22 protein-coding genes, 1 tRNA gene and 1 other RNA gene are annotated in these 25,654 nt (G+C 36.8%); 2 read left to right on the top strand and 22 right to left on the bottom strand.

From position 1 onward, the window contains the following. Positions 1-74 precede the first annotated feature (74 nt). From hisF to prfB, 13 genes are all read right to left on the bottom strand, one after another. The gene (gene hisF / locus LX80_RS00995; RefSeq protein WP_111293171.1) at positions 75-863 is read right to left on the bottom strand and encodes an imidazole glycerol phosphate synthase subunit HisF; all 789 of its coding nucleotides are present in this window, start codon (positions 861-863) and stop codon (positions 75-77) included. Positions 864-868: 5 nt separating this feature from the next. Then, positions 869-1,585 carry a 1-(5-phosphoribosyl)-5-[(5-phosphoribosylamino)methylideneamino]imidazole-4-carboxamide isomerase gene (hisA, locus tag LX80_RS00990; protein WP_111293170.1) on the bottom strand — a complete coding sequence of 239 codons (717 nt, stop codon included), beginning with the start codon at positions 1,583-1,585 and terminating at the stop codon, positions 869-871. Positions 1,586-1,595: 10 nt separating this feature from the next. Beyond that, on the bottom strand, positions 1,596-2,183 hold the full coding sequence (gene hisH, locus LX80_RS00985) for an imidazole glycerol phosphate synthase subunit HisH (RefSeq protein WP_111293169.1): 588 nt from the start codon (positions 2,181-2,183) through the stop codon (positions 1,596-1,598). Positions 2,184-2,200: 17 nt separating this feature from the next. Then, positions 2,201-2,971 (bottom strand): tryptophan synthase subunit alpha, encoded by a 771-nt coding sequence (gene trpA / locus LX80_RS00980; protein ID WP_111293168.1) that lies wholly within the window; start codon positions 2,969-2,971, stop codon positions 2,201-2,203. Further along, positions 2,968-3,435 (bottom strand): GNAT family N-acetyltransferase, encoded by a 468-nt coding sequence (locus tag LX80_RS00975; RefSeq protein WP_111293167.1) that lies wholly within the window; start codon positions 3,433-3,435, stop codon positions 2,968-2,970. Before LX80_RS00975 ends, trpA begins: the two co-directional genes overlap by 4 nt. A gap of 3 nt (positions 3,436-3,438) precedes the next feature. Beyond that, positions 3,439-4,653 (bottom strand): tryptophan synthase subunit beta, encoded by a 1,215-nt coding sequence (gene trpB / locus LX80_RS00970; RefSeq protein WP_111293166.1) that lies wholly within the window; start codon positions 4,651-4,653, stop codon positions 3,439-3,441. 6 nt (positions 4,654-4,659) lie between these two features. Next, positions 4,660-5,298, bottom strand: a complete 639-nt coding sequence (locus tag LX80_RS00965; RefSeq protein ID WP_111293165.1) for a phosphoribosylanthranilate isomerase — start codon at positions 5,296-5,298, stop codon at positions 4,660-4,662. After that, positions 5,289-6,080 carry an indole-3-glycerol phosphate synthase TrpC gene (gene trpC, locus LX80_RS00960; protein WP_111293164.1) on the bottom strand — a complete coding sequence of 264 codons (792 nt, stop codon included), beginning with the start codon at positions 6,078-6,080 and terminating at the stop codon, positions 5,289-5,291. The genes LX80_RS00965 and trpC overlap by 10 nt, the downstream gene beginning before the upstream one ends. A gap of 26 nt (positions 6,081-6,106) precedes the next feature. Next, on the bottom strand, positions 6,107-7,099 hold the full coding sequence (gene trpD, locus LX80_RS00955; RefSeq protein ID WP_111293163.1) for an anthranilate phosphoribosyltransferase: 993 nt from the start codon (positions 7,097-7,099) through the stop codon (positions 6,107-6,109). A gap of 36 nt (positions 7,100-7,135) precedes the next feature. Continuing rightward, positions 7,136-7,747: an anthranilate synthase component II gene (locus tag LX80_RS00950; RefSeq protein WP_111293162.1), complete on the bottom strand. Its 612-nt coding sequence runs from the start codon at positions 7,745-7,747 to the stop codon at positions 7,136-7,138. Positions 7,748-7,797: 50 nt separating this feature from the next. Then, positions 7,798-9,216 (bottom strand): anthranilate synthase component I family protein, encoded by a 1,419-nt coding sequence (locus LX80_RS00945; RefSeq protein ID WP_111293528.1) that lies wholly within the window; start codon positions 9,214-9,216, stop codon positions 7,798-7,800. Positions 9,217-9,425: 209 nt separating this feature from the next. Beyond that, positions 9,426-11,639, bottom strand: a complete 2,214-nt coding sequence (locus LX80_RS00940; RefSeq protein ID WP_170120349.1) for an alpha-N-acetylglucosaminidase — start codon at positions 11,637-11,639, stop codon at positions 9,426-9,428. A 95-nt stretch (positions 11,640-11,734) separates the two neighbouring features. Then, positions 11,735-12,824 (bottom strand): peptide chain release factor 2 gene (prfB, locus tag LX80_RS00935; protein WP_111293527.1). Its coding sequence is split into 2 segments (ribosomal slippage): positions 11,735-12,775 and positions 12,777-12,824, totalling 1,089 coding nucleotides; the frame shifts between segments, so codons are not numbered across the junction. A 217-nt stretch (positions 12,825-13,041) separates the two neighbouring features. Here prfB and LX80_RS00930 point away from each other — a divergent pair. Further along, positions 13,042-13,542, top strand: coding sequence for a hypothetical protein (locus tag LX80_RS00930; RefSeq protein WP_111293160.1), 501 nt, complete (start codon positions 13,042-13,044; stop codon positions 13,540-13,542). Position 13,543: 1 nt separating this feature from the next. On the opposite strand, the gene rnpB is transcribed toward LX80_RS00930, so the two are convergent. From rnpB to LX80_RS00895, 7 genes are all read right to left on the bottom strand, one after another. Beyond that, positions 13,544-13,892: RNase P RNA component class A (gene rnpB / locus LX80_RS00925), an RNA gene on the bottom strand. Positions 13,893-13,907: 15 nt separating this feature from the next. Further along, entirely contained in the window at positions 13,908-14,609 is a 702-nt protein-coding gene (locus tag LX80_RS00920; protein WP_170120348.1) for a dienelactone hydrolase family protein, read from the bottom strand. A gap of 10 nt (positions 14,610-14,619) precedes the next feature. Beyond that, positions 14,620-15,660: a Smr/MutS family protein gene (locus LX80_RS00915; RefSeq protein ID WP_111293158.1), complete on the bottom strand. Its 1,041-nt coding sequence runs from the start codon at positions 15,658-15,660 to the stop codon at positions 14,620-14,622. 153 nt (positions 15,661-15,813) lie between these two features. After that, complete coding sequence (gene smc, locus LX80_RS00910) at positions 15,814-19,338, bottom strand: chromosome segregation protein SMC (protein WP_111293157.1); 3,525 nt, start codon at positions 19,336-19,338, stop codon at positions 15,814-15,816. Between the two features lie 195 nt (positions 19,339-19,533). Beyond that, positions 19,534-19,974, bottom strand: coding sequence for a DUF3276 family protein (locus LX80_RS00905; RefSeq protein ID WP_111293156.1), 441 nt, complete (start codon positions 19,972-19,974; stop codon positions 19,534-19,536). A 93-nt stretch (positions 19,975-20,067) separates the two neighbouring features. Then, a complete protein-coding gene (locus tag LX80_RS00900) occupies positions 20,068-21,918 on the bottom strand; it encodes an ABC transporter ATP-binding protein (RefSeq protein ID WP_111293155.1) in 1,851 nt (616 codons plus the stop codon). Between the two features lie 49 nt (positions 21,919-21,967). After that, positions 21,968-22,405 (bottom strand): CBS domain-containing protein, encoded by a 438-nt coding sequence (locus tag LX80_RS00895; protein ID WP_111293154.1) that lies wholly within the window; start codon positions 22,403-22,405, stop codon positions 21,968-21,970. A 130-nt stretch (positions 22,406-22,535) separates the two neighbouring features. Between LX80_RS00895 and LX80_RS00890 the strand changes: the two genes are divergently transcribed. Continuing rightward, a tRNA-Ser gene (locus tag LX80_RS00890) sits at positions 22,536-22,620 on the top strand. Between the two features lie 76 nt (positions 22,621-22,696). Here LX80_RS00890 and LX80_RS00885 read toward each other — a convergent pair. Then, positions 22,697-24,706, bottom strand: coding sequence for an LTA synthase family protein (locus LX80_RS00885; protein WP_111293153.1), 2,010 nt, complete (start codon positions 24,704-24,706; stop codon positions 22,697-22,699). A gap of 82 nt (positions 24,707-24,788) precedes the next feature. Next, on the bottom strand, positions 24,789-25,499 hold the full coding sequence (locus tag LX80_RS00880) for a C40 family peptidase (RefSeq protein ID WP_170120347.1): 711 nt from the start codon (positions 25,497-25,499) through the stop codon (positions 24,789-24,791). Positions 25,500-25,654: the final 155 nt, after the last annotated feature.

The raw sequence follows: 25,654 nt of genomic DNA, 5'->3' as shown, positions 1-25,654 counted from the left end.
GTTGTATTCAAAGATCGAACAAAAAGAATTTGAAAAATAAACCTTAGAATTTTCAGTGTATGCATGCATTTGATTTACAATCTTACCGAAATATTATGCTTATGTAAATATTGTTTTAAATCGGGTATAGCTATTTCTTTAAAGTGAAAAATACTGGCTGCTAATGCAGCATCGGCTTGCGCATCCTTAAATACAGCTTCAAAATGTTGCATGGTTCCTCCACCCCCACTGGCTATTACCGGTATAGGTAATTGTGTACTTAATGTTCGGGTAATGTCTAAGGCAAATCCTTGCTTGGCACCATCGTGATTCATTGAGGTTAATAAAATTTCGCCGGCACCTAATTCATAGGCCTGTTTGGCCCAGGTAGTACAAAGGGTATTAGTAGCTGTTCTTCCTCCGTTTAAATAAACATACCAGTTACCATCACTTTCTTGTTTTATATCGATGGCTAACACCACAAACTGACTGCCAAATTCATTGGCTAATTGCGTAATTAAATTGGGATTTTTAAAAGCGGCAGTATTAATAGAAACTTTATCAGCTCCATTGTGTAATAGTACTGATGCATCTTCAACACTGCTAACTCCGCCACCAACAGTAAAAGGGATATTAATATGCGCTGCAATTCTGTTGGCTAATTCTTTCAGTGTTTTTCGTTTTTCAACAGTAGCGGTAATATCTAAAAACACCAACTCATCAGCTCCTTGTTCGGCATAAAATGCACCTAACTCAACAGGATCGCCTGCATCACGTATTTGTTCAAAATGAATGCCCTTTACCGTTCTTCCATCTTTTATATCTAAACAGGGAATAATGCGTTTGGTTAAGCCCGATACCGGTTGTATTTGTTTTGTTTCCATTGTTATTAGTTAAACTGAACCAACTGATTTAAAGATATTTTATTTTCATAAATGGCTTTTCCAACAATAGCACCACTACAACCAATTTGTTGCAGTTGTAACAAATCGTCAACACTACTAATGCCACCACTGGCAATTAAATGTAAGTGCGGTAATGCATTTAATAAACTTTGATACAATTCAAGGGAAGGGCCTTCTAAACGACCATCCTTACTTACATCAGTACAAAAAATTTGTTGCACGCCCAACTGCATATAATTTTCCATGAATTGTTGTACGGGGAACTCAGTAGTGTTTAACCAACCATTGATGGTGATATAACCGTTTTTCACATCGGCACCCAATAAAAATTTATCTACCCCAAACCGGTGTAACCATTCGATAAATAAGTCTTTTTGCTTTGCAGCCACACTGCCAACCGTTGCATACCTTGCCCCTGCATTCAGCACAGTGCTCACATCATTAGCGGTTTTAATGCCTCCTCCAAAATCAATGACTAATTGTGTATGATTAGCTATTGTTTCTAGCACTTTCCAATTGGTAACTTTTCCGGCTTTGGCTCCATCTAAGTCAACCAAATGCAACCTTTTAATACCGGCAGATTCAAACTGCAAAGCAACTTCTAAAGGATTTTCGTTGTAAATTTTTTTTTGTTGATAATCACCTTCCGTTAACCGAACACATTTTCCGTCAATAATATCTATAGCGGGTATTATTTCCATAAGGGTTGTTTTATAAAGCCATAAAATTTTTCAAAATTTGTTCACCTACTGCAGCACTTTTTTCTGCGTGAAATTGTACACCATAAAAGTTGTTGTGATGTATGGCAGATGCATAAGGTTCAACATAATTAGTAGTAGCAATAGCAAAGTTGTTTTGAGGTACATAATAACTATGCACAAAATAGCAATAACTGTTTTCAGGCACCTGATGCATAAGGGGCGATGATAAATTATAAATACTATTCCAGCCTACTTGGGGCACTTTTAAGTTGGATTGTGTATTGAATTTTTTCACAGTTAAATTGAAAACACCTAAACAGTCGGTATTATTTTCTTCGGAAAAAGAACATAACAACTGCATGCCTACACAAATGCCTAACAGTGGTTGTTGCAAAGTTGGAATTAACAAATGCAGGTTATTTTGTTGCAAACTTCGCATGGCACTGCTGGCCTCACCTACTCCGGGAAATATAACTTTATCAGCACTTTTTATTGTAGCATGATCGTTTGAAAGTATTGCATTAACGCCAATTCGTTGTAAGGCATATTGTACACTTTGTATGTTGCCGGCGTTGTATTCTATAATTACTACTTTCATGAAAAAAAATTATTGCTTTACTTTAAAATATTCTCTAAAAATTGTTGTGTAGTTGCAGCAATATCGGTTGAACTGCCCAATGCCTGAATGTAAGCGCTACCTATAATGGCACCATTGCTGTAAGTGCACGCTGTTGTAAACGTACTTTTATCCTTTACACCAAAACCCACCATAATGGGGTTTTTGAGTTGCATGGCCTGTAAGCGTTGTAAATAAGTATTCACCTCATTAAAATTTTTATCTTTTCCGGTAGTGGCCGATGAACTTACCGCATACAAAAATCCTGAACTTAATGCATCCATTTTTCGAATACGTTCTTCAGAAGTTTCAGGTGTGATTAAAAATATAAAATCAAGTTGGTATTTTTTTATAACAGCACCATACATATTTTCAAATTCGTACTCGGGCAAATCGGGTAATATTAAACCATCTACTCCTACTTCAGCTGCTTTTTTACAAAATGCTTCAAATCCATATTGCAGAATGGGATTCATGTATCCCATTAAAATAATGGGAATATGTATGGTTTTCCTGCAATCCTTCAATTGTTCAAATAATACTTTAATGGACATACCATTTTGTAAAGCAACACTACTGCTTTGTTGAATTACCGGCCCATCAGCCAATGGATCGCTGTAAGGCATTCCTAATTCAATTAAATCGGCACCATATTGCTGCAATGCCTGCATTACTGTTAATGTACTATTCAACTGGGGATAACCTGCTGTGCAGTAAACATTGAGTACTTGTTTGGGTTTATTTAAAAATGTTTGTGCAATTCTTGTCATGATGTACAATTATTTTGCATGTATAATTTAATGGTATCGTTGTTGGGAATGGTAACAAAACCTAAAGCCGAATATAGTTTTTGTGCTCGGGTATTCAAGCGCAATACTTCAAGCGCTACTTTTTTGCCACTCGCTTTTGCTTTATGAATTTGTTGTTGCACCAAAAAGCTTCCAATTTTTTTGTTTTGATAATCCGGATGAATATATAAACTGCTGATAAAAATTTTTTCATTGTCTTCAAGCAACTCAATAGTACCAACCGGTTGTGCTTGCCACAAAATAATTTGGGTTTGATTGGGATGAAAATTGTCTGCATGAAATTGTTGTTGCACTTGTTCATCCCAACCCCAAATAGCCTGCACATAATGAAATAGCACTAATTTTTTCAATTCGTAAAAAAATTGGCTGTCAGCAGGAGTACAAGGTCTTAAACTTAATTCCGGAAGTGCAATATTATTCTGCATTTTCTAATCATTTTTTTGCATGGCATGCATATAAGTTGCCAAATCTTTATCACCACGTCCGCTTAAGCATAGCACTACCACATCATTCGCTTTAAACGACATTTGCTTTAATGCTGCAAATGCATGCGCAGTTTCTAAAGCAGGTATAATACCTTCTAATTTTGTTACCTCAAAAGCGGCTTGCAAAGCTTCCTCATCGGTTGCGCTTAAAAAAGTAGCCCTGCCCGATTCGAATAAATGTGCATGCAAAGGACCAATACCGGGATAATCAAGGCCTGCAGAAATACTATGCGGTTCTACTACCTGACCATCTTCTGTTTGCATAACCAAACTTTTACTGCCATGCAAAATGCCGGGCTTACCAAGTTGAGAAGTGGCCGCACTCATTCCACTATAAACACCTAACCCTGCAGCTTCAACAGCAATTAATTGTACAGCGGGTTCATCTAAAAAATGATAAAAAGCTCCGGCTGCATTACTGCCCCCGCCTACACAAGCTATTACGTGCGTAGGTAATTCACTGCCTGTTTTTTCTTTTAATTGCCAACGAGTTTCTTCACTAATTACGCTTTGAAAGCGAGCTACCATATCCGGGTAAGGATGGGGCCCCACTACACTACCTATTACATAATGTGTATCGTTAGGATGATTAATCCAATCGCGAATTGCTTCATTGGTAGCATCTTTCAAAGTTTTACTGCCGCTGGTTGCTGCCACAACTTTAGCACCCAACATTTGCATACGGGCAACGTTAGGGGCCTGACGTTCAATATCTTTCTCACCCATATACACAATACATTCCAACCCCATTAAAGCACAAACAGTGGCTGTGGCAACACCATGTTGACCGGCACCGGTTTCTGCAATAATTCTTTTTTTGCCTAAACGTTGTGCTAATAACACCTGACCAATGGCATTATTAATTTTATGGGCACCGGTATGGTTTAAATCTTCTCGTTTTAAGTAAATACGGGTATTATGCAAAGCACTTAAGCGTTCAGCCAAAAATAGCGGTGATGGCCTACCTACATAATCGCGCAATAACTGATGAAATGCAGCCACAAACGAAGGCTCATGCATAATTTCTAAATAACGGCTGCGCAACTCTTCCACATTTCTGTGCAACATTTCGGGAATATAGGCACCACCAAATTGACCAAAATAGCCATGCTCATTGGGGTGCATGTAAGAAACGGAATTTGTTTTTGTTTGGCTCATAATGATTTATAATGGATTCACTTGATTAAAGAATTCGTGCACCAAAGCTAAGTTTTTTATACCCGGTGCTATTTCAAATTTGCTGTTAATATCAAAAGCAAATAAATCTTTTGCTACGCTATCCTGCATAAAGTTTTGTAATTCAGGCACATCATCCGGTTGAATGCCGCCGCTCAATAAAAATGGCTTGCGAATAGAAAGCCCTTTCAACATATTCCAATTAAATTTTTTTCCGGTTCCTCCGTATCCAACGCCCTCTGTATCAAATAAAAAAATATCTACTACATCTTGATAGTCTTTAATTTTCCAAAGTATGTTGTCGTTTTCGCTAATACGAAAAGCCTTAATGGTAGTTACATAATTCGATAAGTTTTCGCAAGTACGCGGTGTTTCATCGCCATGCAATTGAATAAGGTATAAGCCACATTCATCTACCATTTTCAGAATGTTGTCTTCTTTTTCATTTACAAAAACACCCACTTTATTGATGGTGCCTTTTACCCTTTTAATAGCCTCAGTTGTATTATTGTTTAACACATACCTTGGGCTTTTAGGATAAAAAATAAAACCGCAGAAATGCACTCCCCAGTCATTCAACTGGCGAACCTGATTCATGTCGGTAAGGCCACAAACTTTTAATCGCATGATGCCTGTTTTAGTTGTTGAACAAATTGCTGAAATGCCAAATTGGGTTGTTCATGTTTCATAAAATTTTCGCCCATTAAAAACCCTTTAAACCCGGCTTTCTTTAATTGAAGAATAGTTTCCACTGCCGAAATACCACTTTCCGTTACCGGAACTTTTGTGGGGGGAATCTGTTCAATTAAACGTAATGATGTTTCAATATTTACTTCAAAGGTTTTTAAATTACGATTATTAACACCAACCATATCTACCTCATCGCAAATGTGTTGTAGTTCTGTTTCATCGTGTATTTCTAATAACACTTCTAAACCCAATTGTTTGGCTTCAACGGCCAATTGTTGCACTTGTTTGGGCGATAAGCAAGCCGCAATTAATAAAACCACATCAGCACCAATGGCTTTTGCCTCATATAACTGATATGCATCAATCATAAAATCTTTTCGCAAAATGGGAACGGGTTGTATGCGTGCCTGAGCAAAATCTTGAAAAGACCCACCGAAAAATTCGGTATCGGTTAACACTGAAATGCCTGCAGCATATTGTGCATAGGCCTGTGTAACAGTAATTACATTGGCATATTGATGAATAAATCCTTTGGAAGGTGAACGTCGCTTAAATTCAGCTATAATTCCGGTTGAATTTTGTTGCGACAAATTCTGCTTCAATGAATAGGTTGTAGCACTAAAAAAAGGCTGTTGTTGTAATTGTTCAATGGATATACGTTGTTTAGCCTGTTGTACTTCTACTTGCTTTTTTGCTACTATTGTTTCTAATATATTCATACAAATGCCTACTTTAAAAATATTCGTTATTGCAATGCTATTAATTGTTGAAGCGTGTTGTAAGCCTTACCACTTTCCAAACTTTCAACCGCTGCCGCGTATGCCGATTCATAATCAGTAAAATTTTTGGTTGCATACAGTGCCATGGCAGCATTAGCCAATACTACCGCATTTTGTGCCCAAGTACCTTCACCTTTTAAAATGGATAAAAATATTTTTGCTGCTTCTTCAACAGAATGACCGCCATAAATATCCTGTGGTTGAACCAGGCGTTTACCCAATTGAAGTGGTGTTAATATTTGTTCACCTGAATTGGTAATGACTTTTGTATCGCCGGTTAATGAAATTTCATCGTAACCATCTAAAGCATGAATAATGGTAAATGACTTATTGGTTTGCTGTAATAGATAATTGTAAATGCGTGCCATTTCTAAATTATATACACCAACCAGTTGATAGGCCGGCGATGCAGGATTAACCATTGGCCCTAACATGTTAAAAAAAGTACGTACACCTATACTTTTACGCAAAGGGGCAACCGTTTTTAAAGCGGGATGAAAAAGCGGTGCATGTAAAAAACAAATATTTACTTCGTCTAATTCTTTCTGTAAGGCATCGGCATTATTTTTGAACTTATAACCTAATTGCTCCATTACATTGGATGCACCACTAATTGAAGTGGCACCATAGTTACCGTGTTTGGCTACTTTTTGACCTGCCCCTGCTGCAATAAAGCAACTAATGGTTGAGATGTTGAAGGTATTTTTCCCATCACCGCCGGTACCTACTATATCTAAAGTTTGATAGCTTTCAAAAGGCAACTGTACACATAATTCCATTAATGCATCACCAAAACCTTGCAATTCCTGAATGGTAATGGTTCGCATTAAATATACGGTAACAAATGAGGCAATTTCATATTCATTATATTGGCCCTTGCTGATATTAATCAGTACTTCTTTAGCTTGTTCTCTGCTTAATGTTTTATACTCAAACAAATATTGTAAAATCTTCTTCATACGTTTATCATTCAAAAAATTGATCAATAATTTATGTTATTGTTTGCCGGGAAATAACCAGTTCCGCAACATCTCTTCGCCCAAAGGCGTTAAAATGCTTTCCGGATGAAACTGCACACCCTGAACATCATAGGTTGTATGTTGAACCGCCATAATATTACCTGCTTCATCCACGGCTGTTACTTCTAATTCCTTAGGTAAAGTGTCTTTATTAATTATCCAACTATGATAACGCCCTACTTCAATAGTTGTTGGCAAATTATTAAACCAACTATTGGCTTTTGCTTTTACTTTTTGGTTAATATGAATTTCAGTAGCAACACCATGAAACACTTTAGATAAGTTGGTAAGTTTTGCGCCAAAGGCCTCACCAATAGCTTGATGCCCCAAACAAACACCGAGTATTGATTTTGTAGATGCATATTGCCGAATCAGTGGCAACAATAAGCCGGCTTCTTCAGGAATACCCGGGCCCGGTGATAAAATTATTTTATCAAAAGCATTAATTGCTTCTATACTAATTTCATCATTACGATAAACGGTAACGGGCTGCTGTAATAAAAAGGAAACCATGTGCACCAGGTTATACGTAAATGAATCATAATTGTCGAACACTAATAATTTTACCGGTTCATTTTTATTTGCCATACAAGAAATACGTTTTGTTGTTTGCCTAAATAAATAGCTGATGTTTTATTTTATTGAATGGTTGTTGCATACTGCACCGCTTTTTTCAGTGCTCCAAGTTTATTATTTACTTCCTGCAATTCACTTTCAGGAACACTTGCTGCCACTACCCCTGCACCGGCTTGATAATAAAGTGTATTGCTTCTGCTTAAAAAAGTTCGTATCATAATAGCATGATTGCAACTACCATCAAAACCAATGAAGCCAAGCGTTCCACCGTAATAACTGCGGGGTGTTGTTTCCAATTCATCAATTAACTGCATGGCCTTAAATTTAGGCGCACCACTTAATGTTCCGGCCGGAAAAGTTTTGGCTAGTAAAGAAAATGGATTGGTATTAGCGGGTACATTCCCGATTACTTCGCTTACTAAATGTATAACATGACTATAATAATGAATTTCACGGAAATGGCTTACCGTTACTTCCGTACAAATTCTGCTTAAATCGTTTCTTGCCAAATCAACCAACATAACATGTTCTGCATTTTCTTTTGCATCTAACAACAATTGCTCTGCAGCCTTGGCATCTAAAGCATCATTGCCGGTACGTTTAAAAGTTCCTGCTATGGGGTGTACAATGGCTTTACCATCTTTTATTTTAAGTTGCGCCTCGGGCGATGAACCCATTAGTTTATAATCGCCGTAATCAAAATAAAACAGGTAAGGCGATGGATTAATACTACGCAAGGCTCTGTACACATTAAATTCATCGCCAATAAAACTTTGTTGGAATCTTCTGCTTAATACGATTTGAAACACATCGCCCCGCTTACAATGCTGTATACCCGACTGCACCATTTGAATATATTGTGCATCAGCAATATTAGAGGTTTCATTACCCGTAGTTGCAAAGGGAAATACCGGTACATCTTTGCTCAATAATAAACTTTCTATTCGTTCCAGTTCTGATTCAAGCCCTGCTATTTTATTTTCACACAAATACAATTCATCATTAAAATGATTAATAATGATGATGTACTGATACAAGCGATACCGCATTAATGGTATGACGGGCCGGGTAGTTGCATTTTTTTGAAATTGAATGGTATCGAAAAAAGGAATGGCATCATAGGCAGTATATCCATAAAAGCCCTGCGCACTTTTTATTACTTTATTTTCGGCAGGTGTAACTTCAAAACGCTGCATAAAATTCCAAACAACATCGGGTATGGATGTTTGTTGGGTAATATTCATTTTTTCAGGCTGCTCATTGGGTAGCTTAAATTCAATTTGCTGATTGGATGAGATTTCAATACCTGCAATTGCATTAATACAAATAAAACTAAAACTGTTTTCAGCTACATGGTGGTCTGTACTCTCTAACAAAATGGTATCTCTGAACTTATCGCGAATACGCAAATAAATACCCACCGGGGTATATACATCGGCGAGCATTTGTTTAACAGTGGTGGTTATTCCTATTTTTTTCATAACTAAATAACTGTTTTGCCTGTTCAATATTTTTTGTTCGAATGTTAAAATAAAAAGCCCCAACATTTCTGTCGGGGCTCGTAAATATATAATGCTATGTGCATGGCATTACCATCCCCGATAGAGATTAGTATGCCACCACCATATGTTATTCATTATTTTTTTCATTGCGTTGCGAAGATGATAAAGAATTTTGAAAACAACAAAAATTATTTTTCTGATAAAATCATGGGCGCATATTTTGCATATAGCTGTTTGCTTATTTCGATAGTGTTACCCATGGGTTTGTCATTGAACTTTTGGTTGCTTTTTACCCAATTTTCCTCGAACCGGGTAAGGGTTTGATTAAATGCCTCTTGATTAAAAGCCTGATTCTGCTGCATGCTTTTTTCAATATTTTCTACAAATAACTTCCATCTTTGACGGTAATACGTTTGCATTAAACCTGCCCATGCCCTATTGGCATAATCTGTTAAATGTTTACCCGGCTGCCCCCAAACAGTTAAAATGCGTTTGGCATCTTCCGCATAATATTGCTTTTCATTGGGTGAAGCGGCCATTTTTTCTGCATCGGCAATCCAACTACCTAATAAAAAATTTTGATTGGTAGCAAGTAATGTATCCAAATCGCTTAACAACTGCAACATCTGTTGACCATATTCATGAACGGCAACGGCATTGTGTTGTTCATACGCTGCTGTAAATTTATCGCGTAGTACTGCAAAATAATTACCTAAAACCTGTCTTCCGGTATTCACAACATCATATAAATAAACGGCAGGTGTTTGATTATTTACAGGGGCCTGTAATAGTAAATTCCATGCCTGCAGCAAATCTTTGTTACTGTAATTAATTACTGGGTTTGTAGTCCAGGTATTGTGTCCGGTTAATGCCGGGCGAGCATTGGTTAAAGTTGCACGTCCCAAACCGGCACGTTCTGCATAAGCAGTTTGCAACAAAATATTCCATGCCTTTTCAACATCGGCATTGGGTTGGCCGTAGCGGGTTTTAGCCCAATTATTTACCCAATTTTGTACATTAACAGGGCCATTGCTCCAAGCTTTGTTTAATACATATTCATACATAATGGGATTTACACCAAATCCTTCTAAAGTTGCACCAACTCCTTTCATATTTTCGCCACCTTTTTGGAAAGTGTTTTCCATGCGTTCTTCCACTTCTTTCAAATTACCCTGCATCATGGTATTGCCTCCGAAATTACCCAAGTAGCACCATATATAAGGCTGACCATAAAAAGCATCGGTAAATTTCCAAATCTCAGTATTGTCGCAATAATAATCTAGCAACGTCATTTTTCCTTGAGGTACAGCCGTTAAAAATGCTTTAATGCGTTCATCGGTCCATTGTTTTCTATTGTAATAAAAAATCCAACTCATTTGCAACCATTCGGCTTTGGAATCGGTTTGAAGCATTGATTTGTAAATGGTATTGGCTACCGATGCCAAGTATTGGGGTTCCCAACTGGGCGGTGTTACTTCATTGAAAGGATCGGCACCATAAATATGGCTAGTACCTAATAAGCGGGTTTGTTCGGCTAAATAGGCTTTTTGAATGGGTTTAAATAAGGAATCAAAAGGGTCTAAAAAATAACTTTGATATTGTTCACTAAAATCGCCCCATTCACCCAAAGAATGAATTTTAGCTTTAGGAAATAATTTTGTAAGTGCCTGGGGAACATGCCCTGCAAATGCAGGCAAAATGGGTTTCATGCCCAATTCTTTTTCTCGTGCTACAATTTTTTTCTGTAGTGCAAGTTGAGTATTCATCCAGTGCATGGGTAATGGACCTTCCCATCGATCAATATTTGCCATTCTATGCCAGGGCAAATAAGCAGGCCCGGTAAAAAAGCTTCGAATCTGCTCATCATTCAGCCCAAATTTTTTCCAAACATTATACCATATGGCTTCCTGGCCGGTAATGGCTAAAGGCATATTAATACCATTTAAAGCCATCCAATCTATAAACCACTGCCAATCGTTCCAATCCCACCAAGGCATAGTATAACCAAAAGTGCAGTAATTTAAAAAGAATCGTTCATTACAACGCGCTTTTAAACCTATGGATTGTTGTAATACCGGCATTTTTTCAGGCACTTTCACTCCTTCGTTTCTATACCAGGAAACATTTGCCCAACAACTATTTTTTAAATAATAATTCAGGCCAACGGCCATTGCATTGACATTATTACCCTTGATATATAAACTATTATCTTGCCAATAAATAAAAAAACTGTCGGTAGAACAATTGGGAATTTCCTGAAAGTGAATATGCGGGGCATAGTTAGGCACTACCCTTTTTGCCAATGCATTAGCAGCACTGATATTAGAACTAACAGGGGTTTGTGCAACACTTGCTACCGAAATGGTACTAACCAGCAACAGATAAAGCAATAACCTTTTCATATGTTTCATTTTATTTGTTACAACAATAGCATGCAATTGAGCATGATGTAGTTATGAAACACAAGCGAGGGTATTATACCAAACAGGTAATAAAGTTAAGCTTCTTCTTTGGCTAACATTAAATAAGCTTTAATAAATCCGTCTAATTCCCCATCCATAACCGGGCCAACATTACCCACTTCAAAATTAGTGCGGTGGTCTTTTATCATTTTATAGGGATGAAAAACATAACTTCTTATTTGACTTCCCCACTCAATTTTCTTTTTTGTTGCATTAGTTGCATTAATGGCTTCCTGGCGTTTGCGTAATTCTTCTTCATACAACCTACTTTTCAGCATTTTCATGGCCATTTCACGATTTTCGCCTTGTGTACGGGCTTGTTGACACTCCACAATAATTCCCGAAGGAATATGTTTTAAGCGAACAGCCGTTTCCACTTTATTTACATTTTGCCCCCCCTTACCACCGCTTCGATAAAATTCCCATTCAATATCGGCAGGATTCACATTAATTTCAATAGAATCATCAATTAAAGGATATACAAATACCGAAGCAAAAGAGGTATGCCTTCTGGCATTACTATCAAAAGGCGAAATACGTACCAATCGATGCACGCCACTCTCAGCTTTTAAAAAACCATACGCAAATGGGCCATCAAATTGCAAGGTTACACTTTTTATACCTGCTGCGTCACCAGGTTGCAAATCCACCTCCGTTACCTTCCACCCTTGTTTTTCACCATACATGATGTACATGCGCATGAGCATTTCAGCCCAATCCTGACTTTCAGTACCACCGGCACCGGGATTTATTTGCATTAATGCAGGCAATTCATCTTCCGGCTTATTGAGGGTACTTTTAAATTCGGCATCCTCAATTATTTTAAGTGCCTGTTCGTAGGCTGCTTTAGTTTCTTCTTCAGTAGCATCACCGGCTTTCCAAAACTCAAATAAAACGGCAAAATCTTCAACAGCAGTATTCACCTGTTGAAATAAATTCAACCAGTATTCATGAATTTTAATGGTTTTCATGATGGCGGTTGCCCGCTGGTTATCATCCCAAAAGCCGGGCGATAAGGATAATTGTTTATCGGTTTCTAATTTTTGTAAACGGTTATCAACGTCAAAGAAACCTCCTCAGAACCAAAACACGGTCCCTCATAGCTTTTAATTGTTCCTGTGTCATATGGTTACAAAAATAGGGAAATGCGCTATTGCATGTTACACGTAAGCGAATATGCAGCCCATATGAATGTATAAACAAAATAAATAATTTTACGGTTTTATGTATTTTTAATAGGCTATCATCTGCACAATTCATTAGTTTTATTATTGGCTATTTACTTCCCCGTTTTGGTAATGAGAAATGAAGCAGCATTTTCTAACTGATTAAAACTTAGTATATGCAAAAAATTATAGTAGCAATTTTATTTATAGCAGTTGTTACATTGGGTGCTTGTTCGCAAAACCAATCAAACACAAAGGCTTTAGAAGCAAAGGTTGATAGTTTACAAAAACAAGTGAACAATAGTTACAAACCCGGTTTGGGTGAATTTATGTCAGGCATACAAGTACACCATGCCAAGCTATGGTTTGCAGGCATTAATAGCAATTGGAAGTTGGCTGATTTTGAAATTCATGAAATTATGGAAGCCTTAGATGATATACAAATGTATTGCACAGACAGGCCTGAATCGAAAAAAGTTGTAATGCTGCAACCGGCCATTGACAGTTTAAATAAAACCATTGCTGCGCAAAATGTTCCTGCATTTAAAAATGCATTTGTGTTTTTAACGCAAACTTGTAACAGTTGCCACAGGGCAGTTAATTATAATTTTAATGATGTTGTAATACCCACTACTCCACCATTCAGCAATCAATTATTTACTGTACCCAAACAATAAAAAAGCTACAAACCTCATAAGCCGGATTCTGTTTCTACTTTATCATTTATCTGCGATAAACATTACTGTTTACCTGTTGCTGCCTACCCTGAGCCTTGAACGAGCAGCTCTTAAAACGGCTCTATACGTGGCATTGCAGCACCCAAGGTTTACCCGCAGCTATTGTTACCAATAACAGCCGTGAGCTCTTACCTCACGTTTTCACCCTCATCATACATTCAGCATGACAGTTATTTTCTGTGGCACTTTCTCTCACCAAATGGTGGCCGGCTTTTCACCGGTGGGTTGCTCTGTGCTGTCCGGACTTTCCTCCCTGTTTATTCAAACAAGGCGATAAAGCGGGTTTGTAGCCAAATGTAAAGGTATTACAAATTATTTTGAAGGAAGGCTAAACTTAAAGCCCAGGCTTCTTTTGCCGCTTTAGGATGATAACTACTTCTTTCATTGCAATGAAAGCCATGGTCGGCATAAGAAAAAACTACTTTAGCATAATCTTTTTTGGCAGCAATAAAAGCTTGCTCAACCTCATGAATATGTTCTTGCGTAATGTGTTTATCTTTTCCTCCATAAAACAATAATTGTGGGCCATGTAATTCAGCAATACGCGAAGCAAGCATTTGCATTCCGCCTCCATAAAAGGAAATGCCTGCACTCAACGGTGCCACCATATTCGCCAATAAAGCCACTCTTCCACCCAAACAAAAACCCATAGAGGCTATTTTTTTAATTTGAACATTTTGTTGGTTTTGTAACCAATGATAGGCGGCTAAAATATCTGCGGTTAACTGTTCAACAGTTAATGCCTGAAAATGTGGCGCTATGACACTAAAATCTTCATAACCGGTTGCAAAACCTGCCGGCGCAGTACGATGATACAATTCAGGTGCAATAACCACATATCCTGCCTTAGCCAAACGCTGGGCTACATCTTGAATATGATGATTCACACCAAATGCTTCCTGAAAAAGTAAAATACCAGGCTGTGGTTGATGAGTTGATTCATGTGCAATAAATGCTTGCATTTGTGTTCCATCACTTACCGGCAAAATAATATGGTCTGTAATCATAACTATTTTTTTAATATTGAAAATATATTTCAGTAGCACCATACCCATAACGGGGATGGTATTGATTGATGAATGTTTTTACTTCTTTTCGCCCTTTCAGCAGATCGTGAATTTCATCACGCAACTTGCCACTGCCTACGCCGTGAATAACAATTAAAGAAGGTTGCCTGTGAGCTACCGCCAAATCGTACCATTTTTCAAATTCTTTTAATTGATACATTAGAATATCATAGTTACTCATGCTTTTCCAATCGTCTAATAATTTTTCCATGTGCAAATCTACCTCTGACCGTGGTGACGGTAAATTTTCCCTTATCTTTTTGGCTTCATACACTTTATAACCCTGAGCAGCCAATCCGGTTAAGGCAATTTTCTCAGGTTCGGGTAAGGCATCCGGATAATGATCAAATAACAAGTATTCAATAGCCGGTTGATTATTGGCTTTTAACGCTTCAACTTTTAAAAATAATTGTTTGGCTTTTATTTTGTGCGTTACCTCAAAAAATGGGGCTTTGTTTTTTTGAGGATTTTGTAATTGAAAAGTGAAATGAAAAGCCGGCGCATCATTTACCGCTGCAAAATCTAAATCGTGCAAATAAAAATCGTGGAAGGGCAATAAATTAATTTTCAAATCTAATATGCGCTCGCCTCCTAAATTGTGGCTGTACTCTAAATCATAAGCGGTATTGGTTCTATTGGAAAGATATATTTTGAATTTATCAACTATTTCATCGTTAAACTCATCAAACGAAAAAACCGGAAATAAAGAAAGCCATACACCGTTGGCTACTTTGGCTTGATTGGGCTTGGGTTTTTCTTTTGGAATTTGGTCAACATACATTTTTGGTGCCGGCTTTGGTGCCGCTTTCTCTTTTTCGTTTAATTGTTTACTAAACCGGTAGAAGTATGGAAAATCAATTTGGTCGGTATAAGCAGGAAATTGTACACCGCGTACCTCAATTAACACCATTTTATCGTTAATAATTTCTACCACTTTTCCTGTTTCGTGGTTATGCAACACAATAATTTCATCACCTACCTGATACTTCATTACATTTAAATTTTAAACATGCTTGCCTTATATAAGGCCAAATTCATTTAATAAATAGCAATCACAAATTTACAATTTATACCATGCCACCTAACAATAAAAAAAGCCGCAATTTGTTAAAAGCGGCTTTATCAATATGGATGATTAAATACTTTAATTTAAACTTCTAAAGTCTACGGGCACTAATTTACTCACCCCCGGCTCTTGCATGGTTACACCATAAATTACATCAACAGCACTCATGGTTTGTTTGTTGTGGGTAATTAAAATGAATTGTGAATTGCCACTAAACTGTTTAATCATTTGCGTAAACTTAGTCACATTCGCATCATCTAAAGGCGCATCCACCTCATCCATAATACAGAAAGGTGCCGGTTTAATTAAATAAATAGCGAATAATAATGCTGTGGCAATTAACGTTTTTTCACCACCACTTAACTGTGTAATTGACGAAGGGCGTTTACCACGTGGCTTTGCCATGATTTCAATACCACTTTCTGCCAGGTTTTCCGGATTTTCCAAAATCATGTCGCAGGTATCTTCGTCGGAAAATAATGATTTAAATACCTTTTGAAAATTATCGCGTACTCTATTGAAAGTTTCCAAAAATTGTTGATTGGCAGTGGTTTCCACTTCCTGAATAGTTTGTAACAAACTTTCTTTTGCCTGCACTAAATCATTCTTCTGCTCTACAATAAATTCGTAGCGCTTCTTCATTTCCTGATAAGCTTCAATAGCAGTGGGGTTTACTTCACCAATGTTTTCCAAACGCTTACGCATTCTTTCACTGGTAGTTTGCAACTCTTCCAAGGTTAGCTCGGTTGTACGCGGTTGTTCTAAAATTTCTTCTAAATTAATTTTAAACTCCACATTTAAACGTTCCTTCATTCCCGCCAACTGCAATTTCAATTCGTTTAGCTTATCTTTTATTTCATTCAGCAGGTGTTCGGCCATTTCACGTTGTTTATTCTTTTGGCGAACCACTGATTCTTTTTCCTGCAGTATGTTGCGTATATTGTAATAAGCCTGATCAGCTTCATTTAATTGACGCTCTTCTTGTTCCTTTTGTTTCATTAACTCAAGCAACTCTTCTTCAATGCTTGTAACCGCCAACTTGCCTTCTTCAATTTGTGCAGTGGCTTCAGTTAATTGTTGTGCATTGTTGGTAATTTGTTTTTGCAAATCGTTTAACTGATTTTCTTTAAACTGCAATTCCTGCTTAATAGCATTTATTTTGCTTTGTTGACGGGTTATTTGCAAATTAAAATCGTTAAACTGCGCGGTAGCAACATTATAGTCTTGTTCAGCTAACTGGTAGTCTTGCTCAATAATTGCCATTTCGTTGCCTAAAGCCTTTAGTTGCTCATTTAATTCTGCTAAGTTTTGGCGTGTTGTAGCAATGCTATCTTGCTCATCTTGCATGCGTTGCTCAATGTCATCTAAACGTTGAGTGGTTTGTTGCTGTGAGTTGTTTAAATTTTCAATTTTATTTTTTGTTGCAAACACTTGATTAATGAGCTGATTAATTTCATTTTCAGTGCTGCGTATCGTTTGTTCTTTCAGTTGTTGATTAAATCCAACCACTTTTTCATGGTTATGTTGAATATCAGCTTTCAACAAATTAACCACAGCTTCCTGTGCTTGAATTTCTTCTTCCAGCTTTTCTAAGTTTTTTGCACGACCAATTTTTTTACCTTCAAATAGTCCCACACTTCCACCGGTTAAGGTGTATTTCCCTTTCACTATTTTACCAGATTTTTCCAAGATAATAGCCTCTGCATTCAAAGCCTGCTCTAATACATTTTCAGATTCAGCAATAAACACATTACCCAATAAGTAGGTTGCCAAGGCTTTGTATTGCTCATCCACCTCAATAATATCCATAGCTGCAATGGTTTGAGCCGGTTGAGCAACATTGGTTTGAAAATTCCGAAACTTATCTAACATAAAAAAGTTGGCTTTGCCTTTATTATGCCGGTGCAATAAGTTTACGGCTTGTAAACCTTCTTCTAAATTGTTTACAACGAAATAATTTAAGTAAGGCTCTAAAACGTTTTCCACTGCTGCCCTGTATTCTTCCTGCACATAAATAATGTCTGATAATATAGGTGCCGAATGATTCCATTCAGCATTTTTGCTCAAAAATTTAATACTTTCCGGGTAGCCTTCCATTGAATCAATCAAACTTTTCAGCAGGTTGTATTCATTTTTACGAGCATCTAACTTACGGCTTTCCTCTGCCAACTGATTGCGCAAAACTTCTAATTCCTGTTGGGTTTCCAGTATTTGCTGTTTGGTTTTTTCGTGTTGTTCTTGCATTTCCTGCAATTGCAAACGCTTATTGGCTAAGTTATTTTCTTTCTCAGCCAATTCAACGGTTAATTGCTGTAATTGCAATTCGCGGTTTTGTTGCTCCGTTTGTAATTGTATTTGCGAACGCTGCAAATTTTGAATAGAAGTATCGGCAACAGCAACTTTTTTCTCTGCATCAAACTGTGAACGTTGTATTTGTTGATATTGCTGCCTTAATTGATCAACACCGGCACGCTTTTCATCAAAAATCTGTCTTTTCTGTTCTACCTCAAATTTTAAATTGGTTAAACCGGCTTGCATTTCGGCCAGCTTATTTTCTTCATCTTTTATTTGGCTGCGGCTAAACACCAATGATTCGTCAATGCCCTTCAGTTGGCCTTCGGCATTTTGTAAAAATTGTTTTAAACCGGTTTCTTTTTCTTTTAAAAACACCAGTTTCTGAGCTGCCAGATTTTTATCGCTTTCTTTTGTTCTTAGTTTTTGTACCAGTTCATTAAACTGATATTGCATGCTTTGCAAGGCCCTTTCTTTCTCAACAAAACCAACTTTTTCCTGTTCCAGTTCAGCTTCCATGCCCGCAATTTCTGCTTCTAACCTAATTTTTTTATCGGTTTCAATTTCCTGTTGCTCGTTTAGTTCTTTATAGGTTAAATTAAACCCTTCTAATGAAGCTTTAGCCAATTCAACGGCAATCAGTTTATATTCTTTCTTTATTTCATAGAACTTTTCTGCTTTTTTGGCCTGGCTTTCTAATGATTTTAACTGGTTATGAATTTCAAATAACAAATCTTCAATACGGGCTAAATCTTGCTCGGTAGCATCTAATTTTGATTTAGCTTCTTTTTTCCTGGTTTTGTAAATGGTAATACCGGCAGCCTGTTCTAACATTCTGCGACGGCTATTTTCCTTGTCGTTAATAATATCGTCAACCATGCCCAATTCAATAATGGCATAACTATCGGTACTAACACCTGTATCTAAAAACAGGTTATGAATGTCTTTTAAACGACAGGCTACATCATTTAAACGGTATTCACTATCCCCATTCTTGTAAAAACGGCGTGTAATGGTTACTGTACTAAACTCGGTAGGTAATAAATTGCGGGTATTTTCAAAGGTTAGGCTAACTTCAGCAAGTCCACTGGGACTTCTTGTTTTAGAACCATTAAATACCAATGCTTCTAAATTTTCGCTTCGCAGCGATGATATTTTTTGTTCGCCAATTACCCAACGGATACTATCAATAATATTACTTTTTCCACAGCCATTGGGCCCAATGATGCCGGTAATACCTTCATCAAAATTAACCACTGTTTTGTCGGCAAAACTTTTGAAACCTTTAATTTCTAATGACTTTAATCGCACAGCACTATAATTTTTTAGTACCTGCGAACATAGCTAAAAACATCTAAAAATGTATGTGTTTTTATATTTTGTGGAGAACTGGCAAGAAAATGAGGAAAAGTAATTTTTTGCCCTTTTGTTGGCTGTTTTACATAAAAAAAACCTTACTTTAAGGCTAATTACCCAAAAGTAAGGTTACTTATGTAATAGAATAATTTACCACTTATCTACTTCTTCCGCACTATCATTGTTTAAAGAAGTAACATTGGTTTCGCTTGTAATAATTTCAATGGTGTTGCCTTGCTCATTTGAACTTACACCGACAAAAGTACTTTGTTCGGTTGCCTCATATCCATCACCTTCAGGATATTCATGATTAAATGCATCGAAGTCAAAATCAGGCATTAAATCAGTTTTCACAAAATCAACGGCTTCGTTAAGTGCTTTTATAAATTTATTGAAGTCTTCTTTGTACAAAAAGATTTTGTGTCTGTCATAACCATTGTCATCAAAACGTTTGCGACTTTCCGTAATGGTTAAATAGTAATCGTTGCCTTTGGTGGCTCTTACATCAAAAAAATAGGTTCTTCTTTTTCCGGCTCTAATACGTTTGCTATAAACGCTTTCCATTTTTTTTTCGTTATTCTCGTACGCCACAGTTGTAAAGATTTTGGTTACTGAATGAATTGTGCAGGCAAATATAGTATTGTTTACGAATTACCAAAATTTATGGTTAAAAGCTTTTTACGATTAAGCTTGTTGCATTTTTTCTAAAACTTGTATTCTGTAAAGTTCTGCGTAATACCCGTTGTGCTGCAGCAGGCTTTCATGGGTACCTTCTTCAGTAATAACCCCATCTTCCAATACCACAATTTTATCAAATCGAAAAGTGGAAAAGATACGGTGAGTAATAATAATCCCTGTTTTATCTTTTAAGAACCGATATAAATTGGTTACAATTTCATTTTCGGTTTTAGCATCAACAGCGCTTAAACAATCATCAAACACAATAATTTCAGGTTGTTTAATTAATGCCCGGGCAATTGAAATACGTTGTTTTTGTCCACCGCTTAAGGTTACACCGCGTTCACCCACCATGGTATCATATTGTTTTTCAAACCGCATAATTTCATTATGTACGCTGGCATTTTTGGCAGCTTCTTCTACTAAATTCCTATCAATGCTGCCTTGTTGCCCAAATGCAATATTGTTTGCAATGGTATCGCTGAACAAAAACACATCTTGCGGAATATAACTGATTTCGGTACGCAATGTTTTTAAAGGAATATCCTGCACATTCACCCCGCCAATGGTAATATTACCTTCATCGGGATTATAAAAGTGCAACATTAATTGTGCAATGGTTGATTTTCCACTGCCCGTTCTTCCCAATAACAACACTTTTTCGCCGGCTTTAATTGATAAATTAAAATGACTTAATGCTTTAATGCCGGTATTAGGATAGGTGAAACTTACGTTTTGAAAATGAATATCGCCCGAAACATGCCCCGGTTTAACATTGGGATGATCTTTAATAGCCGGTTCTGTATGCAAAAATTCATTAATTCGTTTTTGTGAAGCTGCTGCTCTTTGTATCATACTAGCTGTCCATCCTATGGCACTTACCGGAAAGGTTAACATATTAATATAAATAACAAACTCTAAAATAGTGCCTGCACTTACATTGTATTGTTGATGAATTAAATACCATCCGCCAATGGCAATGGTTAGTAAGGTACTAATACCGATTAACAGCGTCATTGAAGGAAAGTAAATAGCTTCAACCCTAGCCAAACCAATGGCATTTTTTTTATAGTCTTCACTATTGTCATTAAAAAATTGCAACATTGATTTTTCCTGCACAAATGATTTAATAACTCGAATACCGGAATAAGATTCCTGCGCAGCAGTAGTTAAATCGGATAATAATGCTTGAATTTTTTCGCTTTTACGGTTAATGATTGTATTAACGTAATAAATGGTAACCGCTAAAATGGGCAAGGGCGATAAAACATATAAGGTTAAATGCCAGTTTGTTTTAAACATAAAAAACAAACAAAAGCCAATAGTTGCAGCCAAGTTAATAAAGTACATTACTGCAGGGCCTACATACATACGCACCCTGCTAACATCTTCAGTAATTCGGTTCATTAAATCGCCGGTACTGTGGGTTTTGTAAAATGCGGCATCTAACTGTTGGTAATGTGTAAATATTTCATTCTTCTGATCGTATTCAATGTGGCGACTCATTACGATAATGGTTTGCCGCATTAAAAACATGAAAAAGCCGCCTATTAATGCCAATAAAAACAAAATAACAGCACTAATTAAAATATTGGTGGTAATGCTGTTTTTATGTGTTTGTATAACATGTATGAATTGCTGTACCAAGTAATCGTAGTTTGCAATTCTTTTGTTTTCGGTTGCAGTATTAGCGGCAGTCTGTTGGCGAATAAGTTGTTCGGCCTGGTCAACCACATAGCCGGAAACCTGTGGTGCCAGAATTCGAAAATAGTTGGATAAAACAATGAACAAAATACCCAGCAAAAACCGGGTTTTGTATTTCCAGAAATACTTATTAATTACCGCTAAATGTTTCATGAGCGGCAAAGATACAAAAAGGCAATGGTGTTAAGATTAGCTTGTTGAACTAAGCAGATTGAATGTAGCTGTGTAATTGCTCAATTGTTTCTTTTTGATCGTGAATGGTTTCATAGATTACGTCGTTAATGGAAACAATGCCGCAAAGTTTATCGGTTGCATCAAAAACGGGTAAATAACGAATATTGTTATCACTCATCATATGCATACAACTTTCAATAGAAGTTTCAGGTGTAATGTGTGGAAGCCCGGTACTCATAATTTCAGCAACAGTAGTTGCTTCAGAGTGTTTACCCATTAATATTACTTTACGAGCATAATCGCGTTCGGTAAGCAGGCCAATGTAATGTTGATGTTCATTCCAAACAACTACAGAGCCAATATTTTTATCGGCCATTAATTTGAGTGCATCAAAAACAAGTGTTTGAGCAGGCACACCAATAATATTGTTGCCTTTTCTGTTTAAAATGTCTTTTACTTTTTTCATGGCCTAAGCAGTTTTATAGTGGTTAATGTTCAATGAAAAATACAATTTTAAATGCACATAAACAAAATTAAACACACTGAAAAAGTAATTTTTTTTGGAAGATAATTCGTCACGCCTTTATTTTGCACCCGGAGAGATGGCAGAGCGGTTTAATGCGGCGGTCTTGAAAACCGTTGACTGTAACAGGTCCGGGGGTTCGAATCCCTCTCTCTCCGCCCCCACACAAAAAAACTCCTGATATACTCAGGAGTTTTTTTATTGCTTATAATATTTTTTGCATTATATGTGCTTTTATTTTCCGCTAACTTTCTTTTTGTTGTGATGCGTAATATAGCGGGTGGTTTCGTATATGGCCTGCATCCATGTTTGCATACTTTTTTGCAAAGAGTCAGTTTGCGCGTTATGAGGAACCGGTGCATTATCAATCATCGAAAATATTTTAATTTTTTCCGGTTTTGCAATTGGTTGTGTAACAAAATATTGGTGTTGCAATAAGCCCAGCTCCTGCTGTTCACCTTCAAAAATAAAAGCCATATTTTGACTGGTATCTTTTACATGCAATAAATCACGGCCCATACCGGTATTGGTGTAAGGAATATTAGCTAAGCCTGCTAAAATAGGCAGCACGTCAACCTGTGATGCTAACATGGTATGCTTTGCGGGCTTAACCAATTTGGGCGCATATATTATAAAGGGTACATGATTCTTCGTTAAACCTTGGCTGGTATATGCTTTGGGAAATAAAGCCTCTGCATTGCCCACTAAACCGTGGTCGCCAACAAAGGCAATAATAGTATTATTGAAATAAGGTTCTTTTTGAATGGTTTCAATAAAATGCTGCACATTATAATCAAAATAGCGAAAAGCATTGTATTCATCGTTTGAAGTGAACCCATATTTCAACAATGAATCATTGGGTAAGGTAATTTTTTTAAACTGCTTTAAATCTTCTGTCGCAATAGAATAAGGCCGATGGTTATCTGCTGTTTGAATTACCGCAAAAAAAGGACGGGTTTGTTCTGCTAACACTTTATTGGCGGCTGTAAACAAATTATGATCACTAATTCCCCAAACATCTAATCGTGGGTAGTTATAATCTTTCTCTTCGTAAATATGAAGGCTGTCAATATTATTTTCCAACAAGCCTTTTATATTAGCCCAACTGGTACTTCCCCCAATAAAATAATAATGCCCGTAATTTTTAAAAGAATTAATAATGGTTTGCTGATCAACAATTTGCGGATTACGGCTGGCTGTTTTGTTTTGCTCAACATCCGTTAAACCGGTAATGGTGGTCCATACACCCCGGGCAGTACCAAAACCCGGCGTAAACATGTGATCAAAAAATATACTTTTTGCTGCCAACTGATCAATAAAAGGTGTACTGTTGAGTGGATTACCAAATAAAGAACTTTTATAAGCACTAAAACTTTCTGAAATAACGAGAATGATATTGGGGTGTGTGCCGGGTAAGCTGGTATCGGCAGGAATATGCCTTACATAATTTAAGTTTACGGAATCGGGTTGCGTAATGCCCAAATATTCCACCATTAATGGATAATATTTTCTGGCCAATGCTTCATTGTAGGTTGATTGACGAAATGCCAAGGTGCTGAAAAAACTTTGGAAAGGATTTAAGGATGCTTGTGCATTAAAATCGCTGTTTAACGAAAAGGCATCACTCCAACGTAAAGGGTATTGCTCAAATTTCCCAAATATGCCAAAACCAAAAACCAAGAAGTATATAATTGAAAAAAGGGTTCTTCTAAATTTAAAAGGTTCATGCCGTGCATCGGTTAAAGCTATTCGTTGATAGGTAAATCGCACCCACCAAAAAGTAATGGCTACAAAAACAATCATTCCCAATAAAATCCAAATAACATGATAGGTTTGCCACATCATTCCTAATGAAATGCGGGCATTGTGTAAAAAATCGAGAGCTTGTGCGTTTAAGCGAACATCTAAGTAAGCAAAGTGGCCATAGTCAAAAGTGTAAAAAACGGTCAATATAATGATTGCAATAAACCAAATAATAAAAGCAATTTTTTTTCCCAACTTAGAACGAAACGGATGAAGGGGCTTTATTAAACCAAGAAGTAGCATTAGAATAACCATGATACCTACATCACGAGCATCAAATCGAAAACCCAGCCATAATACTTTGAAAAATGAACTCCAGGAAAAAGCTACCGTATTAAATAATGTAAAAGTAAAAATACGGGCAACGGTCATTATAATGAAAAAGGTAATGGCTAATACCAATATCCAACGTTGTAAACGCGACAGTAGATTTTTTTGCATGATAAAAAAGTACAGTTCAATAAAAGGGGTAAAATTAGGCTATTTTTAAAAGAAATAGGTTTTAATGTATTAGCTTTAAGCCTTACATATTTTGGCGAACCCTTCCGGCTCCTCTGTAAGCATTTTTCCAGTATGGATCATTTAAATCGCTTATGGTAACACCACCACTGGATGAAGCATTAACAAACTTATTATTGGCCACATATATACCCACATGTGAAATTTGGCGACTTCTTCTGCCGCCGGTATGAAAGAAAACCAAATCCCCTTCTTTTAAAGAATCATCGGGAATTTTGGTGCTGACATTATATTGTTCCTGAGCTGTACGTGGCAAGTTAATGCCATACACATCACGCATTATGATAAAAGTTAAAGCAGAACAATCAATACAATTCTTGGTACTTCCCCCTAAACAATAATTGGTGCCCCACCATTCTTCAATTTTTTGCAACAATGCTATATCGGTTAATTTTTCAACAGTAGCATCTAAAATAATGGCATACTTCACCTGTAACCAATTGGCCTTTTCAATATTCACCCAATTGCGTGTATCCTCATTAGCAGTATTTAAATTTTTAATTTTAGAAGCATTGGTTTTATGCCGGGTATTTACCACATTTCCGGGAGTTACTTCTATACCATCTATAAACTGTGGATTACCTGCTTTGCTGGTTTTTTGAGCATTGGCCAACGAATTATCGTGAGCGGTAATTTTCCGTAAGGTTTTACAACTGGTTCCTACTACCAGCACTAATCCTGCAACAACTTTTAAAACAGTTATTTTCCTGTACATAGTTTGCAAAATAAATAACCCTTTTATATGCATCCAAAACCTGCACAATTTTTTATCAATAACATTTATAAACAATGGAATGTGGATAATTTTTTTGCATACAAGGGCCTGGTTTATTCAGTAATTTTGAATTTTCGGTTGTAAAATTCAATAAT

Origin of the sequence: Hydrotalea sandarakina, from assembly GCF_003254115.1 — a bacterium.
Taxonomy (GTDB): domain Bacteria; phylum Bacteroidota; class Bacteroidia; order Chitinophagales; family Chitinophagaceae; genus Hydrotalea; species Hydrotalea sandarakina.
This window is presented reverse-complemented; position numbering and strand designations above follow the sequence as displayed.

Excerpts from the sequence above, each read along its gene's own strand:
- trpA (WP_111293168.1), bottom strand. The coding sequence starts at position 2,971 with ATGACAAGAATTGCACAAACATTTTTAAATAAACCCAAACAAGTACTC.
- LX80_RS00880 (WP_170120347.1), bottom strand. The coding sequence starts at position 25,499 with ATGTACAGGAAAATAACTGTTTTAAAAGTTGTTGCAGGATTAGTGCTG.
- trpD (WP_111293163.1), bottom strand. The coding sequence starts at position 7,099 with ATGAAGAAGATTTTACAATATTTGTTTGAGTATAAAACATTAAGCAGA.
- LX80_RS00915 (WP_111293158.1), bottom strand. The coding sequence starts at position 15,660 with ATGAAGTATCAGGTAGGTGATGAAATTATTGTGTTGCATAACCACGAA.
- LX80_RS00900 (WP_111293155.1), bottom strand. The coding sequence starts at position 21,918 with ATGAAACATTTAGCGGTAATTAATAAGTATTTCTGGAAATACAAAACC.
- hisH (WP_111293169.1), bottom strand. The coding sequence starts at position 2,183 with ATGAAAGTAGTAATTATAGAATACAACGCCGGCAACATACAAAGTGTA.
- LX80_RS00975 (WP_111293167.1), bottom strand. The coding sequence starts at position 3,435 with ATGCAGAATAATATTGCACTTCCGGAATTAAGTTTAAGACCTTGTACT.
- LX80_RS00945 (WP_111293528.1), bottom strand. The coding sequence starts at position 9,216 with ATGAAAAAAATAGGAATAACCACCACTGTTAAACAAATGCTCGCCGAT.
- hisA (WP_111293170.1), bottom strand. The coding sequence starts at position 1,585 with ATGGAAATAATACCCGCTATAGATATTATTGACGGAAAATGTGTTCGG.
- LX80_RS00885 (WP_111293153.1), bottom strand. The coding sequence starts at position 24,706 with ATGCAAAAAAATCTACTGTCGCGTTTACAACGTTGGATATTGGTATTA.
- hisF (WP_111293171.1), bottom strand. The coding sequence starts at position 863 with ATGGAAACAAAACAAATACAACCGGTATCGGGCTTAACCAAACGCATT.
- trpB (WP_111293166.1), bottom strand. The coding sequence starts at position 4,653 with ATGAGCCAAACAAAAACAAATTCCGTTTCTTACATGCACCCCAATGAG.
- LX80_RS00965 (WP_111293165.1), bottom strand. The coding sequence starts at position 5,298 with ATGCGATTAAAAGTTTGTGGCCTTACCGACATGAATCAGGTTCGCCAG.
- LX80_RS00950 (WP_111293162.1), bottom strand. The coding sequence starts at position 7,747 with ATGGCAAATAAAAATGAACCGGTAAAATTATTAGTGTTCGACAATTAT.
- LX80_RS00895 (WP_111293154.1), bottom strand. The coding sequence starts at position 22,405 with ATGAAAAAAGTAAAAGACATTTTAAACAGAAAAGGCAACAATATTATT.
- trpC (WP_111293164.1), bottom strand. The coding sequence starts at position 6,080 with ATGAATATATTAGAAACAATAGTAGCAAAAAAGCAAGTAGAAGTACAA.
- LX80_RS00920 (WP_170120348.1), bottom strand. The coding sequence starts at position 14,609 with ATGATTACAGACCATATTATTTTGCCGGTAAGTGATGGAACACAAATG.
- LX80_RS00940 (WP_170120349.1), bottom strand. The coding sequence starts at position 11,639 with ATGAAAAGGTTATTGCTTTATCTGTTGCTGGTTAGTACCATTTCGGTA.
- LX80_RS00930 (WP_111293160.1), top strand. The coding sequence starts at position 13,042 with ATGCAAAAAATTATAGTAGCAATTTTATTTATAGCAGTTGTTACATTG.